Annotated in this window: 17 protein-coding genes; 6 read left to right on the top strand and 11 right to left on the bottom strand. The window is 68.0% G+C overall.

The features are described from left to right. Positions 1-24: 24 nt before the first annotated feature. From R8G01_13455 to R8G01_13440, 4 genes are all read left to right on the top strand, one after another. On the top strand, positions 25-687 hold the full coding sequence (locus R8G01_13455; protein MDW3215004.1) for a TetR/AcrR family transcriptional regulator: 663 nt from the start codon (positions 25-27) through the stop codon (positions 685-687). 71 nt (positions 688-758) lie between these two features. Beyond that, a complete protein-coding gene (locus R8G01_13450; protein ID MDW3215003.1) occupies positions 759-1,577 on the top strand; it encodes a maleylpyruvate isomerase family mycothiol-dependent enzyme in 819 nt (272 codons plus the stop codon). 153 nt (positions 1,578-1,730) lie between these two features. Continuing rightward, positions 1,731-2,987 carry an endonuclease/exonuclease/phosphatase family protein gene (locus R8G01_13445; protein ID MDW3215002.1) on the top strand — a complete coding sequence of 419 codons (1,257 nt, stop codon included), beginning with the start codon at positions 1,731-1,733 and terminating at the stop codon, positions 2,985-2,987. 94 nt (positions 2,988-3,081) lie between these two features. Beyond that, positions 3,082-4,308, top strand: coding sequence for a M20/M25/M40 family metallo-hydrolase (locus R8G01_13440; GenBank protein ID MDW3215001.1), 1,227 nt, complete (start codon positions 3,082-3,084; stop codon positions 4,306-4,308). A 186-nt stretch (positions 4,309-4,494) separates the two neighbouring features. Here the strand turns inward: R8G01_13440 and R8G01_13435 are convergent, their stop codons facing one another. The 11 genes from R8G01_13435 to R8G01_13385 all read right to left on the bottom strand — a co-directional run bounded on the left by R8G01_13435 (position 4,495) and on the right by R8G01_13385 (position 13,141). After that, a complete protein-coding gene (locus tag R8G01_13435) occupies positions 4,495-6,498 on the bottom strand; it encodes a hypothetical protein (GenBank protein ID MDW3215000.1) in 2,004 nt (667 codons plus the stop codon). Between the two features lie 132 nt (positions 6,499-6,630). Then, positions 6,631-7,245: a class I SAM-dependent methyltransferase gene (locus tag R8G01_13430; GenBank protein MDW3214999.1), complete on the bottom strand. Its 615-nt coding sequence runs from the start codon at positions 7,243-7,245 to the stop codon at positions 6,631-6,633. A 117-nt stretch (positions 7,246-7,362) separates the two neighbouring features. Further along, complete coding sequence (locus tag R8G01_13425) at positions 7,363-8,508, bottom strand: hypothetical protein (GenBank protein ID MDW3214998.1); 1,146 nt, start codon at positions 8,506-8,508, stop codon at positions 7,363-7,365. Positions 8,509-8,901: 393 nt separating this feature from the next. Then, positions 8,902-9,279, bottom strand: a complete 378-nt coding sequence (locus R8G01_13420) for a nitroreductase family deazaflavin-dependent oxidoreductase (protein MDW3214997.1) — start codon at positions 9,277-9,279, stop codon at positions 8,902-8,904. Between the two features lie 86 nt (positions 9,280-9,365). Beyond that, positions 9,366-9,578 (bottom strand): hypothetical protein, encoded by a 213-nt coding sequence (locus R8G01_13415; protein ID MDW3214996.1) that lies wholly within the window; start codon positions 9,576-9,578, stop codon positions 9,366-9,368. A 245-nt stretch (positions 9,579-9,823) separates the two neighbouring features. Next, entirely contained in the window at positions 9,824-10,129 is a 306-nt protein-coding gene (locus R8G01_13410) for a type II toxin-antitoxin system PemK/MazF family toxin (protein MDW3214995.1), read from the bottom strand. Between the two features lie 10 nt (positions 10,130-10,139). Then, positions 10,140-10,409, bottom strand: coding sequence for a ribbon-helix-helix domain-containing protein (locus tag R8G01_13405; GenBank protein MDW3214994.1), 270 nt, complete (start codon positions 10,407-10,409; stop codon positions 10,140-10,142). A 7-nt stretch (positions 10,410-10,416) separates the two neighbouring features. Next, positions 10,417-11,184: a hypothetical protein gene (locus R8G01_13400; protein MDW3214993.1), complete on the bottom strand. Its 768-nt coding sequence runs from the start codon at positions 11,182-11,184 to the stop codon at positions 10,417-10,419. Between the two features lie 156 nt (positions 11,185-11,340). Next, on the bottom strand, positions 11,341-11,679 hold the full coding sequence (locus R8G01_13395) for a hypothetical protein (GenBank protein MDW3214992.1): 339 nt from the start codon (positions 11,677-11,679) through the stop codon (positions 11,341-11,343). A gap of 91 nt (positions 11,680-11,770) precedes the next feature. Next, complete coding sequence (locus R8G01_13390; protein MDW3214991.1) at positions 11,771-12,043, bottom strand: hypothetical protein; 273 nt, start codon at positions 12,041-12,043, stop codon at positions 11,771-11,773. 114 nt (positions 12,044-12,157) lie between these two features. Then, positions 12,158-13,141, bottom strand: a complete 984-nt coding sequence (locus tag R8G01_13385; protein MDW3214990.1) for a hypothetical protein — start codon at positions 13,139-13,141, stop codon at positions 12,158-12,160. A 216-nt stretch (positions 13,142-13,357) separates the two neighbouring features. Between R8G01_13385 and R8G01_13380 the strand changes: the two genes are divergently transcribed. Next, entirely contained in the window at positions 13,358-14,701 is a 1,344-nt protein-coding gene (locus R8G01_13380; protein ID MDW3214989.1) for a hypothetical protein, read from the top strand. An 88-nt stretch (positions 14,702-14,789) separates the two neighbouring features. After that, positions 14,790-15,881 carry a DNA cytosine methyltransferase gene (locus R8G01_13375; GenBank protein ID MDW3214988.1) on the top strand — a complete coding sequence of 364 codons (1,092 nt, stop codon included), beginning with the start codon at positions 14,790-14,792 and terminating at the stop codon, positions 15,879-15,881. Positions 15,882-15,890 lie beyond the last annotated feature (9 nt).

Here is a 15,890-nt window from a genome sequence, read left to right as displayed (position 1 = left end):
GAACAGTGTTCGATACTACGAATGATGTTCGATTCTCCGACCACGGCCGCTGACTCGCCCCATCCCGCCGAGGCGCCCCCGACCACCGGGTCGACGCCGCGTGAGCGGCGTCACGTCGCCACCCGCGACGAGATCCTCGCTGCCGCATGGGAATTGGCTCGACGCGACGGCCTGCTGGTGATCTCGCTGCGGGCGCTGGGCGAGCGGGTCGGGTTGAAGGCGTCGTCGCTGTACTCGTACTTCGGTTCGAAGGGGGCGCTCTACGACGCGATGTTCGCCGAGGGGTACCGCGAGCTGCTCGATGCGTCGGCCGGGTGGGTGGGCGACGTCGGCGACGCCGACCCGCGGTCGGCGTTCGTCGAGGGCAACCGTCGATTCGTCCGGTTCTGCGTCGACGATCCGGTTCGATATCAGCTGCTCTTCCAGCGCACGGTGCCCGACTGGGAGCCGAGTCCCGAGAGCTATGGATTGGCGCTCGCGTTCATCGACCGGACGCGAGCCGCGCTCGCCGCGGTGGGCATCGTCGACGAGCGGGCGGTCGACATGTGGACGGCGATCATGACGGGCCTCACGTCGCAGCAGATCAGCAATGACCCGGGCGGCGACCGATGGGCGCGCCTCGCCGACGACGCGACCGAGATGTTCCTCGCCCACTACCCGTCCCGGCTCGCTTCACGACACGACTGATCGCGACCAACCGCCACACGACCGGCAACGACACGACCGGTAACGACACCACTCACCACGGAGGGCACAGCATGACCGAGACGTTTGCTTCCACGTCGACCACGACCATCGCGACACCGATCGATCTCACGGCCGGACCCGACCGGACGGGCGACTTCCGTCCGGTTGCCGACTTCGACCGGTGGATGGTGCTCGCGGCGTCGAGCTACCGGCGCCTCGCCGACGATTTCGCGGCGGTGCCCTCCGATGCGTGGACGGCGCCCACACCGTGTGCGGGGTGGTCGGTGCGCGACCTGGCCGGCCACGTGGTCGGTGCCATGCGCAGTGCCGCGAGCCTGCGCGAGACGGTGTCGCAGCAGCGCTCGGTCAAGCAGCGGATGCAGCGCACCGGCGAGCAGGAGGTCGACGCGCTGACCGCGACGCAGGTGGAGCGGACGGCAGCGTTGTCGAACGACGAGGTGGTGCGCGAGATGGGCGCCCTCGTGCCGAAGGCGGTCACGGGCCGCGGCCGGATGCCGGCGTTCGTGCGGCGCCGGGCGGGGATCGACGTCGAGATGGGGACGATCGACGAACGTTGGACCTTCGACTACTTCCTCTCGACGATCCTGACCCGCGATGCCTGGCTGCATCGTGTCGACCTGGCGGACTCGCTGGGCGTGTCCCTGGCACTGGACGAGACCGACCGGGAGATCATCGGTGACGTCGCGGTGGAGTGGTGTGCGCGGCACACGCAACCGGTGGCGCTCACGCTGACCGGCGATGCCGGCGGCACGATCACCGCCGGGTCGGGTGGCGACGTGATCGATCTCGACGCGCTCGAGTTCTGCCGGATCGTCTCGGGTCGAGCACCGGCGACCCACCCCCTCCTCGAAGCGGCCGTCCCCTTCTGACGCCCCGGCAGGCCCGCTCCGGCGACCGAATTCGCGAAATCTCCAAGCCGAGTTCACCTCGTCCTCGCACATCGGCAACCGGGAGGCGCGAATGTGGTCGGTGGAGTTCGACGTCGTCATTCGCGTCGCCGGCCACACCGACAGGGAGTCCAGATGAACCGTTCCGTTCGCCTCGCCGCAACCTTCGCGCTGCTGCTCGTGACGTCGGCCGCCACCATGAGCGGCACGGCCGACGCCGGCAACCGCTGCCGTCCACACGACCGTGAGCCCGTCAGATTCGCCACGTTCAACGCGTCACTGAATCGGAACAACGCCGGCGACCTGGCCACCGAACTGGCGGTGCCCGGCAGCGCCCAGCCCGCTGCCGTCGCCGAGATCATCCAGAACGCACGACCCGAGGTGCTCCTGCTGAACGAGTTCGACTACGACCCGGCCGCGCTCGAACTCTTCCAGCAGAACTACCTCGGCGTCTCGCAGAACGGCGCCGACCCGATCGACTACCAGTACTCGTTCATCGCTCCGTCGAACACGGGGGTCTACTCGGGTTTCGACCTCGACAACTCCGGTGCCGCCGGCGACTTCGTGCCGAACGACTCGTTCGGATTCGGCTTCTTCGAGGGGCAGTTCGGCATGGCGGTCCTGTCGATGTATCCGATCGAGCACGACGACGTGCGCACGTTCCAGCACTTCCGGTGGGCCGACATGCCGGGCGCGCTCCTGCCCGACGATCCGGCGACGGCGGCGCCCGCCGACTGGTACAGCGCCGAGGAACTCGACGTGTTCCGGCTGTCGTCGAAGAGCCACTGGGACGTGCCGATCGAGATCGGCCGCAGCACGGTGCACTTCCTGGTCAGCCACCCGACGCCACCGGTGTTCGACGGTGCCGAAGACCGCAACGGCACCCGCAACCACGACGAGATCCGGTTCTGGGCCGACTACATCGGCCCTGGTCGCGACGCAGGCAGCTACATCTACGACGACGACGGTGTCTCGGGCGGGTTGGAGCCGGGCACGATGTTCGTGATCGCGGGCGACCTCAACTCCGATCCGCTCGATGGCGACAGCATCCCCGGGTCGGCGCAGCTACTGCTCGACCATCCGCGGGTCAACACTACGACGACCCCGTCGAGCGAGGGCGCCGTCGAGCAGGCTGCGGCGCAGGGTGGTGCCAACGACACGCACCTCAGCGACCCGAGGTTCGACACCGCCGACTTCGCCGACGGCGCTCCCGGCAACCTCCGGGCCGACTACGTGCTCCCGTCGAAGCGGCTCCGGATCGACGACGCCTCGGTGTACTGGCCGACGAGCGACGATCCGGCGTTCGGCCCGGTCGGCACGTTCCCGTTCCCGTCGAGCGACCACCGGCTCGTGTGGGTCGACCTGCAACACGGCGGTTTCGGCTGCCGCTGAGCCGCCGCGACACGGAACAACCCGGCCCGAGCGGTTCCGCTGCGACCGCAGTCGCGTGTCGGCGGGCTGACGCGATCTGATAGTGATACGGCCGATGAGCGACCATCTTGCACAACGGGCGCTCGCGCTGGTCGCGGCGGCGTCGGAGACGGGACACGAACACCCGGCGATCGACCTGGTCACAGCCTGGTTGGAGCCGGTGGCCGACGAGGTCGACCGGTGGGTCACGCCGATGCGCGAGCTCGAGGCCGACCCGGCGTACCCGGGCCGTGAGGTCGAGCGCGACGAGGTCCCGGTGGTCGCAGCGCGCATCGCCGGCGCTCTGCCGGGCCCCACCGTGGTGCTCACCGGCCACGTCGACGTCGTGCCGGTCGGCGATCGGGCGAGGTGGACCCGCGACCCCGCAGGGGAACTCGACGGTGACCTGCTGTACGGGCGTGGCAGCGCCGACATGAAGGGCGGGGTCGTCGCCGCGATCGAGGCGTTCACCCGGATCGCGGACGGCGACCGCGACTTCGCCGGCGAACTGCGATTCGTCGCGGTGCCGGGCGAGGAAGACGGTGGAACCGGCACGCTCGCGGCGATCCGCCGGGGATGGACCGGCGACCTGGTGATCGTCCCCGAGCCGACGTCGGGACCGGACGGCCCGCAGGTCGTCGTGGCCCACGGCGGTGCGCTGACCTACACGATCGAGGTCGAGGGGCGTTCCGCACACGCGGCGACGAGGTTGCTCGGCGAGTCGGCACTCGAGCACTTCCTCACCGTGTACTCGGCGGTCGAGCGGCTCGAACGGGAGATCAACGACGCGGAGCGGAATCCGGCGATGCGGGCCACCGGCCTGCCGTACCCGACCACGGTCGGGGTGGTGCACGGCGGCGTGTGGGCGTCGAACGTGATGGAGCAGCTCACCGCCGAACTGCGGGTCGGGGTGACGATCGACGAATCGATCCAGGAAGCCGAGGCCCGGTTCGAGCGCACGCTGCGCGAGGCGATCGCGGGGGATCCGTGGCTCGATGCGCACCCGCCGAGGATCGAACGAACGGGTGCTGCGTTCGGCTCGTCGTCGATCGACCCCGGTGATCCACTCGTGACGGCGTTGTGCGACGCCGCCGAGTCGGAGACGGGCTCGCGGCCGGCGACGATCGGGGTGCCGTACGGATGCGACATGGCGCTGTGGCGTCGTGAGGCCGGGGCTGCGTGTGCGGTGTACGGCCCGGGCGACATCGCCCACGCCCACGCGGTCGACGAACGTGTGTCGATCGACGAGGTGGCGCTCACGGCCCGCGTGCTCGAAGCCGCGGTCCGCACCCTCCTGCGGTAGCGAGCAGCGACCGATGTCGCGTTGTGCCTGGAGGATCAGCGGATAGGTCGCTCCGCTCCTTTTCATTCCGCTGATTCCTCCCCGTATCCATTGGGAGTGTCGAGCGGCCAGGTTCGGCAGAGCCTCACCTATCCGCTCGACCTCCTGGCACAACGCGACATCTGCGGGGCCGTATCGACCTTGTGGTCAGCCGATGTCGTAGCGGACGATGACCTCGAAGTGCACGTAGTCGCCGATGCCTTCGTAGCCGGAGATCCGTTCGCAGCGGTCGTCGGCGGCGTCGCCGTCGAAGCCGTACTCGCCGCACGTCGGCAGCTCCATGATCTCGGCGAGGGTGTGCTGTCCGCCGAACGCCGCGGTCCAGTTGATGCCGTGGCACGCCACACCGGGGATCGGTGCTTCGCAGAAGCCGGCGAGCGACACGTCACGCTCGCCGCCCCAGGTGGTGAAGCTCGCCAGCCGGTCGTCCTTCCCGAGCGCCGTCGTGATGAAGTTGTGGTCGGTCGGGCGCAGGGTCGCCGAGTCCTTCAGCTTCTGTTCCGAGATCGAACCGACGAGGTGACCGTTGTAGGCGAAGGCGAACCGCACCTCGCCCCGGCCGATCACGTCGCCGCTGTCCGACACGTCGATCCGATCGACCGAGACACGGACCGGGACGGGCGGCGCCTCGAGCGTGGTGAAGCTGCCGACCTGGTGATCGCGCTTGCCGTGCTCGTCGGTGGCCCGAACGAGGACGTGGTAGGTGGTCTCGTCGGCGAGGTCGTTCATGGCGAGTTCCCAGTTCGTCCAGTCGGCGGGCGTGGTGAAGTGGTGGGTCGGGTCGGTGACCGTGGGGGTCGATCCGGACTGGTCGATCGGTGTGGTGCTGAGCCAGGCCTCGATCGTCGCGGGCATCGACGTGGCGACGGTGAGGTGGGCCGACTCGACGGCGACGGCGCCGACGACGGCATGGGTGATGCACCCGGTGCTGCATCCCGGGTTCGGGTCGTTGCCGCCGAACTGGTCGGGGTGTTCCAGCGGCTCGACGGTGGTGAACTCGCCGACGAAGGTGGAGGTGCCGTTGCCGTCGACGGCCCGGACGAGCAGGTAGTAGTGCGTGTGTTCCTGCAGGCCGGTGAGCGTGCCGTTGAGCGCCGTCGTCGGTTGGCCGCTGGAGAGTGCCGGGCTGAGTCCGGGCATCGACGGGTCGCCGACCTGGTTCGGCACGGGTGCCTGGGTGGAGACGAAGGCGTCGATGACGGCGTCGACGTTGGCGCCGACGTTCAACTCGACCGAGGTGTTGAGCTGGTTGCCCTCGATCCAGGCGCTGGTGATGCAGCCGGCCTTGCACCCGCCCTGGCCGGGCCCGGCGGTGAGCGAGAGGTCGATGGCGTAGTCGGGGTCGAAGCCCTGCTTGAACCCGTGCACGTTCGCGTAGTCGGCGCAGCAGCCGACCTGGGTCAGCTTGTAGGTGAACTCGAACGCACCGACCTCGACGGAGTTCTCGTCGATCGTGAACGTGTGGGTCGACGTCCCGATGGGGAGGATGGCGTCATCGTGGTCGAACGTCATGCCGTTGGCGGCGGCGAACTCGACCGGCAGCGGTGCCGGCGAGCAGTTCAGGACGGTGATGTGACCGTCGAACGCGCCCGAGTCGAGCGTGGTCACGGCCGGCAGGACGAACAGTTGCTGTGGGTCGGCGATCGTGTCGCACGGATCCACGTCGTCGACGGTCGGGTCGAGCGGCACCTCGCCGTCGCCGCCGTCGTTGTTGCCGTCGTCGGGGGTGAAGTCGTTCCCGCCGTCGCCCGGCAGTGCCTCGCCGGGGTTGCCCTCCACGTCGGGTTCGTCGACCTCGTCGGCCGGTACGTTCGGCGTCGCCGTCGCCGGGCTCGCCGTGGACTCGGCCTCGTTCGTCGCCGGCACCACCACCACCGGCTCGTTCGTCGCCACCGGCTCGGTGTCGGCCGTCGTCGGGTCGGTGGTCGGTGGGTTCGTCGGGTCGGTGGTCGGTGGGTTCGTCGGCAGCTCGTGGCTCGTCGCTGGTGCGCTCACTTCGGTGGGTGCGGTCTGGTCGCCGCCACTGGCGACGGTGACTGCGGTGCCGGTCGCGAGGGCGGCGACGGCGAGACCCGCCACGCCGGTGAGGATGCGGGCGTTGGTTCCGAGCGAAGCGAGCTTGGTTCCGACGCTGGTGTGCTGGTTCGACATGATCGTTGCCTCCGTTGGCGGGGTTGGCGGGGTTGGCGGGTGCCTTGTTGGAGGACAAGAGGCAACGGGCGCGTCGATCTCGCGAAAAGTTGCAGATTTCTTGCAGACGGGCCCCGGGGGCGGCGGCCGGGATCAGGGGTTGCGGGCGATGCCTTCGGTGAACCACGTCCACGGTTTGGGGCCGCTGCCGTAGCGCGACGCCACGTGCTCGAGCTCGAACCCTGCTTCGGTCACGAGTGCGGCGGTGTCACGGGTGAGGTGACATCCGTCGGCGAGCCGCTTCTGCACCGGTTCGATGCGGCGTTGCCACTTGGCGGTGCCGGGGTCGGGGGCGAGGCCGTGTTCGAGGAAGTGGAAGCGTCCGCCCGGCTTCACGACGCGGCGCAGTTCGGCGAGCGCGGCGCTGACGTCGGGGATCGTGCAGAGCGTGAACGTGCTGAGGGCGCCGTCGCAGGAGTCGTCGGGGAGTGGGATCTTCTGGCCGTCGAGGCCGACGTGTTCCACCGTCACGCTGCCGGCGGCGATGCGCGGTTCGGCGAGTCGGCGGGCGACCTCGGCCGGTTCCACGGCGTACACGAGTTCGACCTCGTCGGAGTAGGCGGCGACGTTCAACCCCGACCCGAACCCGATCTCGACCACCGTGCCGTGCAACCCGTCGGCGACCCGCTCGCGCCAGGCCTGCAGCTCGGGCGTGCCGCACGCCCGGTCGACGAGGTGCGGCAAGATCCGATCGCGATAGACGCTCACCAGGGTGACCGTACCGGCGTGGTGCTTCGTGCAGGCTGATTGCTCCCGGTCGATATCGCGGATGTGCGACTCAGCGGGTGCCTGGCCTCCGGACGAGAGATCGAGGTGAAGCAGCGCCTACTCAGGCGGTGGAGGCGGTGGCCAGCTCGGTGCGGCGTTGGGCAGGCCGAGCGACCGAAACATGCGGTCGCAGCTTCGCGTGATCACATCGATGCTGTTCTCGTCGCTCAGGAGTCGGGAGTGGCGCAGCGATCGGCCGGAGCGTGGACCCAACTCGACTTCGTGGACGGCAGCGACGCGGTCGGGTTCGGCGTACATGGAGACTCGGCCCCGGGTCAGAAGTGGGATCCCGTCGAAACCGCATGTGACTGCTTCGAGGAGCGCGAGCGCGCTGGCAGCGATGCCGACGGTTGCAGGGATCGCAGCGAGCGCGGCAACCAAGGCCACGACCTCCGATGAGGGGAACCCGCTGAGCGCGACCCACCCGACGAGCGCGAGGCCGTTCACGTCCGGTCCGGCGATGGACATCGCCGTGACGACCGCGAGCCCGATCATGAACGTCGGCAGCGCCACGAGCGTCGGAAGTCGGTCGGCCGCCCATCGCGTCCGGTCGACGAGCGACGAGAGTCGTGTGCCGAACCTGAGCAGTGCGGCGGCTTCGTCTCCCTTCGTCCGGATCATGGTGATCTCAGGAAGCGCGGTCTCGTCGAGGTGTCCGGCTCGAAGCATGCCGTCGCCGCGGGCCTGTGCCGGCGGGGTTGTCCGCGGGTCGGTGCTGGGGGCCTCGCGCTCCGATGCGCGTTCTGAACTCCTCGTCCGTCGTGGTCGGGCGGGTCGCAGCGTTGGCAAGATGTCGGCGGGCTGCAGCCGTACGACGGCCAGGCTCACGACCGTGACGCCGATCATCACCGCGACCAGCGCTGCAGCCCCGAGTGCGAACGATGCCGTGAGCAACGCCACCGTCTTGGTGAACCCGTCCAACGGGACCCAGGTGGCGAAGTCTTCAGGGTCGGGCCCCGGTTTCCGATCGAGGGTCAAGAGGCCGTACGCGAGAGCGAGTCCCATGGCGGCCGAGAACGTCAGCCACGAGATCCGACCCCAACTGAGCAGGGGGCGTCGGTGTATGTCCTCGATGTGTCGAAGATCCCGGTACCCGAGGAACGGTGTCCCGATCGTGATCAGCCGGGTTCGCTCGCCCGACTCTGCGACTCGGGTGAGCGCCTGTTGGGCGACGTTTCCGCCGTGGCTGTGGGCGATGAGCACCGTGGGGCGTCCGTCGAGGTCGATCGAGTGGGCGAGGCGCTCTGCGCCACGGTGGCGGGCACGATGGCGGTTGCCGCCACTCCATTCGTGTCGGTCGATTCGAGCATCGGGAAAGCGCGACGAGAGCTGTTGGTGGAGCTCGCTACCAGGAAAGGTCCACCGCGACTTCCTCGCGAACGTCCCATGGACGAGGACGATTCGGGGCTGCTGCCGCTCGGTTCGGTCTGGTGACGACAAGCCGCCTCCCATCGGTGCCGGGGCATCGACCTTACGCCGGAGAGCGACTCGCGAGCTCCGCCTTTTCCGAGGTGGGGCTGCGTGATCGATCGGCGATGCGTGTCGCGCTTCGATCGCAACCCACACCTCCCCGTGGCGACGGCGCCACCATGGCGCTCAGTTGTCGGCGAGGGTTCGCATCGCGAGGAACTCGCTGATCTTGAGCAGCTTCGGCGGTCGCTTCGTCTCGGGCGGCAGGCGGGCGAAGGCCTCGTCGGCGGTGATCAGCTCCGGGTCGACGAGGTCGATGACGTCACCGTCGATCTCCAGCTTCGCGGTCCCGGCGGCGAGGACGTTCTGCACCCAGTCGGAACGCGACCCGTAGACGAGCATGGTGATCACTCCGCCGTCGACTCGCACCGCTTCGAGTGGTGTGCGGTACTCCGTGCCGGACGTTCGGCCGACGTGGTGGATGACCTGCCACTTGCCGCCACGCAGCGCCCGCGGATTGAACACTCGCTTGTTGATCTGTCCCCACCACAGTGGCATCGGCATGAATCGAACCTCCCGACGGGACGGTAGCAAGCGAGTGTCAGCCCGCCGCTCGTCTCCGCCGCATCGGGCACACGTGTCGCGTGCGGCTACGGGATGAATCGGACGAGCGTGACGAGCACCGACGTCCACGCCGCGGCGAAGGTGACCAGCCACTTGATCTGACGGTTCGTCGCCTCGACGAACTCGGTTCGGAGTTCTTGCATTTCGCTGCGCAGCTGGGTGCCGAGCCGGTCGACGGCGGTGTCGACGTCGACTTTGGTGGCGACTTCGTTCCAGGTGACCGGTGGTAGGTGTGCCATCAGGGTGTCGGCCTCCTCTCGGCCGAGTGCGGCTTCGAGCTTGCGGTGCAGGTCAATCGTGTGCGGTCGTCGACCGGCATGTCGTTCTCCTCGATCGGGCGAGCGAGGGGAAGTCGGTACGACGAACGGTACCAGAGGGGTGTGGCGGCGTGCCCGTGCGCCCAATGGCGCGAACCCGGTTCGACGAGTCGGGGGGCCAGTCCAGCGTCGGCATCGTTCTGAACTCGCTCGTCGCGGCGTGTGGTTCAGCAGCCTGACGCTGCTTGCAGGGCTCGGCACAGCTCGGGCATGCGGTGGGGTGGGAGGGCGGTGACCCGTCGTCGGAAGGTGTCGCGGGGGATGGTGTGGAGGTTGTCGAAGTTGGCGACGCACTCGGTGGGCACGCCGTCGGCGGGGCTGAGCGCCAGCTCCGAGACCAGGCCTCTCACGGTGCGCGTGATGGCTGCGACGACGATCGAGCCGATGCGGTCGGCGACAGGGTCTCGGGTGAGGACGAGTACTGGGCGATCGCCGCCTGGAGTGGCGGCCCACCAGACCTCACCGTGCCTCATGGTCGTGGCTTCATGGTCGTGCCGCTTCGTCTGGACCTGTGTCGGCCCAGTCGGCCCAATCCTCTGCCGGGCCCCAGTCGGCGATCGCGGCCAGGGCCGACTCGCCGTCGGTGAGGGGGAGCGCCTGCCATCGGTCGGCGTCGTGTTCGGACGCCAGCCGGTTCAGGTGGAGGCGGACGGCGTCGCGTAGCAGCGCTGATCGATCGACGCCGAGCACGTCGGCCCAGTGTTGGATCGTGTCGGCGTCCTCGTCGTCGACGCGGAAGCTGAGCATCGTCATACAGCCATCATACTTCGTCATACGCTACGCTCGGATATCGCGCCGTGTCGGGGCGGCTCGCCACGCCGGTGATTTGGCTGTCGCATCGTGGGCCGAGCGGGACGAGCACGGCGCCACCGAGCGGGCGGATGGAGGTGGGCATGCGACGCAGCAGATCGATCGCGACGTCGGTCAGCCGCTCGACCTCGTCGATCCGGCACGACGACACGAGGTCGAGGAACTCGTCGATGACGCGATCGTGCAGCGCCATCACCGACCCGAGTGTGAGCGACGGATTCGCGCCGGTAGCGTCCGCCAGGTCGAGTGAGTGTCGCTTGATGGTCTCGGTGATCCGCAGATCGAGGTCGCCTGCCGGCTCGTCGGAATCTGCTGCGGCGATCATGGCCTCAACGTCGAGCGGTGGGTGCCCGTCGAGCCAACTGGACGCCGCGGCTACTCGCTCCGGGCGCCCGGCGACGAGCAAGCTCGGAGTCGCGATCAGCCCATCGAGAACACCGACGTCTTCGAGCAGGCCGAAGAAGGAGCAGTGGAATGCCTGGCACACCGGGACTTGGATGTCGGTGAGCGCCGCCAGCACCGTCGGGGAGACCGTCCGGTGCGCATATCGGTACTGCCGGTCGAGCGACCCGAAACGGCGCATCGAGTCATCGGCATCGTCGAACGTGGCGAAGTCCTCGTGGAAGTCGTCGGGGAAGTCGTCGTCGAGGTCGGCGATCGTCGGATCGGCAGAGGGGCGGGGGTTGGCGGTGCGTGGCCGGAAGGGATGCACGGTCATGGTTCCTCCAGAACAGGTGCGTGTCGGGAGGGGAAGTCGGCAACTGCCACGGTACCGAGCGGGTGTTGCAGACTTTCTGGGCCCGTCGCCGTGCCGGGCAATCCGCCCGGACCGTCGTCACTGCCAGGCCCACCGTCGGTGTGAGATGCGGCCCGGCTACGGGACGAGTCGGACGACGGTGACGAGCACCGACGTCCATGCGGCGGCGAACGTGACCAGCCACTTGATCTGGCGGTTCGTCGCCTCGACGAACTCACGCCTGAGGTCAGCCCCCAGCACGTGCATCTCGCTGCGAAGCTCCGTCCCGAGCCGTTCGACGGAGGCGTCGACGTGGGCGCGCACGGCCACCTCCGACGCGCGCACGTCGTCCTTCGTCGCGACGTCGTGCCAGGTGACGGGCGGCAGATGGGACATCAGGGTGTCGGCCTCCTGTTGGCCGAGCACCGCTTCGAGTTTGCGGTGCAGGTTGAGTCTGGTGCGGTCGTCGACCGGCATGTCGTTCTCCTCGATCAGGTGAGCGAGGGGAAGTCGGTACGAGAAACGGTACCAGAGGGCTGTCGCAGCGTGAGCGGGCAGCCGGCGTGGATCAGAGCAGCAGTCGGGCGGCGGCGAGCGCGAGGGCGACGAGCCCGGTGTTGAACGTGACCATCCACCGGATCTGACGCTCCATCGCCTGCGAGATCGCACCGTCGATCCGAGAGGTGAGGACGGTCTCGAGGGTGCGGAGGTCGTCCTTGGTGGCGACCTCGTTCCAGGTGACCGGTGGTAGGTGTGCCATCAGAGTGTCGGCCTCCTCTCGGCCGAGTGCGGCTTCGAGTTTTCGGTGCAGGTTCAATCGGGTGCGGTCGTCGACCGGCATGTCGTTCTCCTCGATCGCGTGAACGAGGGGAATTCGGTACCAAGAACGGTACCAGAGGGGTGTTCGAGCAGATCGCGGACCCGCTCGCCTCCGGAAGCGCTGAACCGGCGAGCGTCAGGTCGGGCAGGTGACGGTCGCCGTCCCCTCGAACTCCTCGGCGAGGTCGGGGTCGACGTCGGACGTGTGCTCGAACGTGCCGGTGAACGTCGCCGTGGCACCGTCGACCGAGAGGCCGCCGGCCGTGTCGCCCGACGTCGAGATGATGGCTCTCCAGTTGTCGTCACCGTCGGTCACGTACACGCCGCCGATGACGCCGTCGCCGTCGGGTCGAAGGTCGAACTGGAGCTGTCGGTCTTGGCTGCCGAGCGAGTTCAGGGTGACGTCGATCGAGTCGGGGCCGGTGATCTGGCAGGTCATGCTGTCGGCCTCGAACGGAGCGAACGTGAAGGTCTGGTCGGCGACCTCGATGACGGCGGGTTCGATGCCGCAGTTGACGGCGACCGTGACGGCGACCGTCGGTGTGTCGATGTCGCCGTCGGACATGGCGTTGCGGTCTTGGCGGACGGCTGAGCCGACGTAGCTCAACGTCTTGGTGTCGTGGTCGATACCGAGTTCGCCGTTGAACGGTTGGGCCGAGTACTGGATCCAGTCGTCGGCCGCGCCTTCGTCGGCGTCGGCGGTGAACCGGCCGGTCCAACCGTCGTCGCCGCGGAGTGCGGTGAGCAGCATGCCGCCGTGTTCGCTGCGCACGTCGAGGTTGATCTGATCGTCGGCGAAGACGCACCGGAACGTGGTGCCGGGTCCGACGGGAGTGTGGTCGGTGGTCGAGCCATCCGCGACGGTGACGACCGCGTGGCCCGGTTCAGTGGCGACGGTGACCGGCCCGGCTGGGAGCGCACCTGGAATCGGGTCGCCGAACGACGGTTGGTCCCCGGCACCGCCGTCGGATGTGTCGGAGTCTGATGCGTCGTCGTCGACCTCGGCCTGACCGAACAGCCCTCCCTGGTCGGGCTCCGACGAACCCCCGCATCCGGCCTGCAGCAACACCGCGCCCACGAGAGCGATGCCCAGCCTCGATGCCTTGCCGTTGCCCCTCATCGCCGTCTCCTTCGCCCTGGTTCACGACCAGGTGCGCCGTGAACAGCTCTCATCCTGCCACTCCCGTCGACAGCACCACCCCGAGTTCCCGGTCGGGAGTCGGTGAGGCGTCGAGTCAACGGACTCTTCCGGATCGTCGACCGGTAGGCGGCCGGACGCGACCGGTACTGTTCCACGTGCCAGGGCGCGCGGGAGCCGGTGCAGAGGAGCGGGATGATGGGCAACGAGATCGAGTTGATCAGCGACGGCGACGGTTTGGCGGTGATCGGGAACTCGTCGGCGGTCGAACGATTCATGGCGTCGGTCGGTCTGTCGCCCGACAGCGGAGCGGCTCGAGGAGCGGTTCTCAACTTCGGCGCGGCGGTGGCCAAGGCCGGCGCTGACGTCGCAGCGGAGTCCGGTCGCTGGGTGAAACTGACGGAGGAGTCAGCACAGAAGGTCAGGAAGTTCGGCCTGATGGACACGAAGACACCGGGCGTCAAGCACGCGATGATCGGCCGGCCGGGCGATATCCAGCAGTGGATTCAGATTGCAAAGTCCCCCACCGCACTGGTGGGCAACCCGGCGGCACTTGCAGGCGGCGCGGGAATCATGGCTCAGGTGGCCATGGAACAGTCCATGGCCGAGATCACGGATTATCTCGCGACGATCGACGAGAAGCTCGATGCCGTCCTCCGTGCTCAAACGAATCAAGTGTTGGCCCGAATGGACGGTGTCGAGCTTGCTGTCAAGGAGGCGGCGACGATCCGAGAGTCGGTCGGCCGGGTTTCCGAGATCACGTGGTCGAAGCTGCAGAGCTCTGCGCAGACGATCAACGAGACGCAGGGATACGCCGTTCGTCAGCTCAGTGACCTCGCCGACAAGATCGAAGAGAAGACCAAGTTCAACGAGCTCGCCGATGTGGTCAAGGAGGCTGAGTCGGACGTTCAGAAGTGGCTCTATGTGCTGGCCCGTTGCTTCGAACTTCACGATGCAGTGGGTGTGCTCGAACTCGACCGCGTGCTCGACGCCGACCCGGACGAACTCGACCGACACCGCATCGGACTGAAGGCAGCTCGGCAGGATCGTTTGGAACTCATTTCCGGAAAGACCGAGCAACTTCTCCTTCGCATGGCCGAGGCGGTCGATACGGCCAACTCGAAGGTGCTGCTCAATCCCGTGCAGTCGCCGGCGGTGGTCAGGTCGAGCAACTACGTCGTGACCGAAGTCCACGAGTTTCGCCAGTTGATTGGGGTCGAGTCCGCCGGCGACTCGTCCGAGGCGCGGCCATGGAAGGAGGCGGCCGCCGAGAGTTGGGGCAAGGTGCGCGAAGTTGGGTCAACCGGTGTCGACGCCGCAAAGCACGTCGGAGGCGAGTCCCTCGGCCACGCCAAGTCGGCCGGCGCCAGAGCCCGCGAGACCGGGCTCGGCGGGTTGGCCAGCGTCAAGCAGCTCGGCAGCGGGACCCGGGGCCAGGCCAGGTCGGCGAAGGACAAGCTCGCCGAGAAGCTGGCCGGGCGTAAGGCGAGTCCCTCCAGCGACGACAGCGACACCACCAACTCACACGACGAACCTCGGTAAGCGCCGGCAGCCGGTCGGGCATGCGTGACGGCTCCCATGCTCGACCAGGTGGACGGGCGGCGTACACCTGCCGGCTAGTGTTCGACTCATGAGCGGGCCAACCACCATTGACCTGTTTGCAGGGTGCGGCGGTTTGACGCGGGGCTTCGCTGACGCCGGATTCACCCACATCGCGGCCAACGAGCTGGATCTGGCCGCCGCGAGTTCGTTCGCCGCGAACTTTGGCGAGACGGGAGTGTCGCATGGCGACATCGCGGACTTCGTCGATGTGCCCCAGGCCGACGTGGTTGTCGGAGGCCCGCCGTGCCAGGGCTTTTCGCAGATCGGCACCCGTGACCCGGACGACCCTCGCAACTCGCTCTGGCGCGAGTACATGCGGGTGGTGCTCGAAGCGAACCCGCAGGTGTTCGTGTTGGAGAACGTCGGCCGGTTCTGTAAGTCGGCCGAGTTCGATCTCCTCATGGGTGAGTTGACGACTGGCCAGCTGAAGCGATGGAAGCACGCCAGCGTGGGTGTCGTCAACGCCGCCGACTTCGGTGTACCGCAGACCCGCAAGCGGACCGTCATCGTCGCGTCCCGCGTCGGGCCGATCTCGTTGCCGACGCCCACGCATGCAAAAGGTGGCGCCGACGGATTAGAGCCCTGGGTGACGCTCCGTGATGCGATCGGCTCGGTGGATTGGGACGTGCCGACAACGACGCTGCCGAAGAGTTCGGTCGAGTTCTTCGGTCAGCGTGTGCCTGGGGTGTACAAGGGTCTCGACGTTCACGTCGGCCGCAATCCGACCGAGCTGTCTTTGAAGCGCTATGACGTGATCCCGCCGGGTGGCGGCCGGTTCGACCTGCCATTCGACATGCAGCCGCCGTGCTGGCAGAACAAGAAGACCGGCACGACGGATGTGATGGGTCGTCTCCGTTGGGAACAGCCCTCGGTGACGATCCGTACCGAGTTCAACAAGCCCGAGAAGGGACGCTATCTCCACCCGCAGTGGGAGAAGCGGAGCCGCCGGAAGAGGGTCAATCGGGCACTGACTCACTTCGAGGCAGCGCTAGTTCAGTCCTTCCCGGAGGACTACCTGTGGTGCGGCACAAAGACTCAGATCGCACGCCAGATCGGCAACGCAGTTCCGCCGTTGCTCGCGTCGTCAATCGCCTGGACCGTACGCGCGAGCCTGAGTTAGCGGCGAGAA

Source organism: Ilumatobacteraceae bacterium (assembly GCA_033344875.1).
In the GTDB taxonomy this organism is placed as follows: Bacteria; Actinomycetota; Acidimicrobiia; order Acidimicrobiales; family Ilumatobacteraceae; genus Ilumatobacter.
The sequence above is the reverse complement of the archived record's forward strand: the minus strand, read 5'-3'. Positions and strand labels throughout refer to the sequence as shown.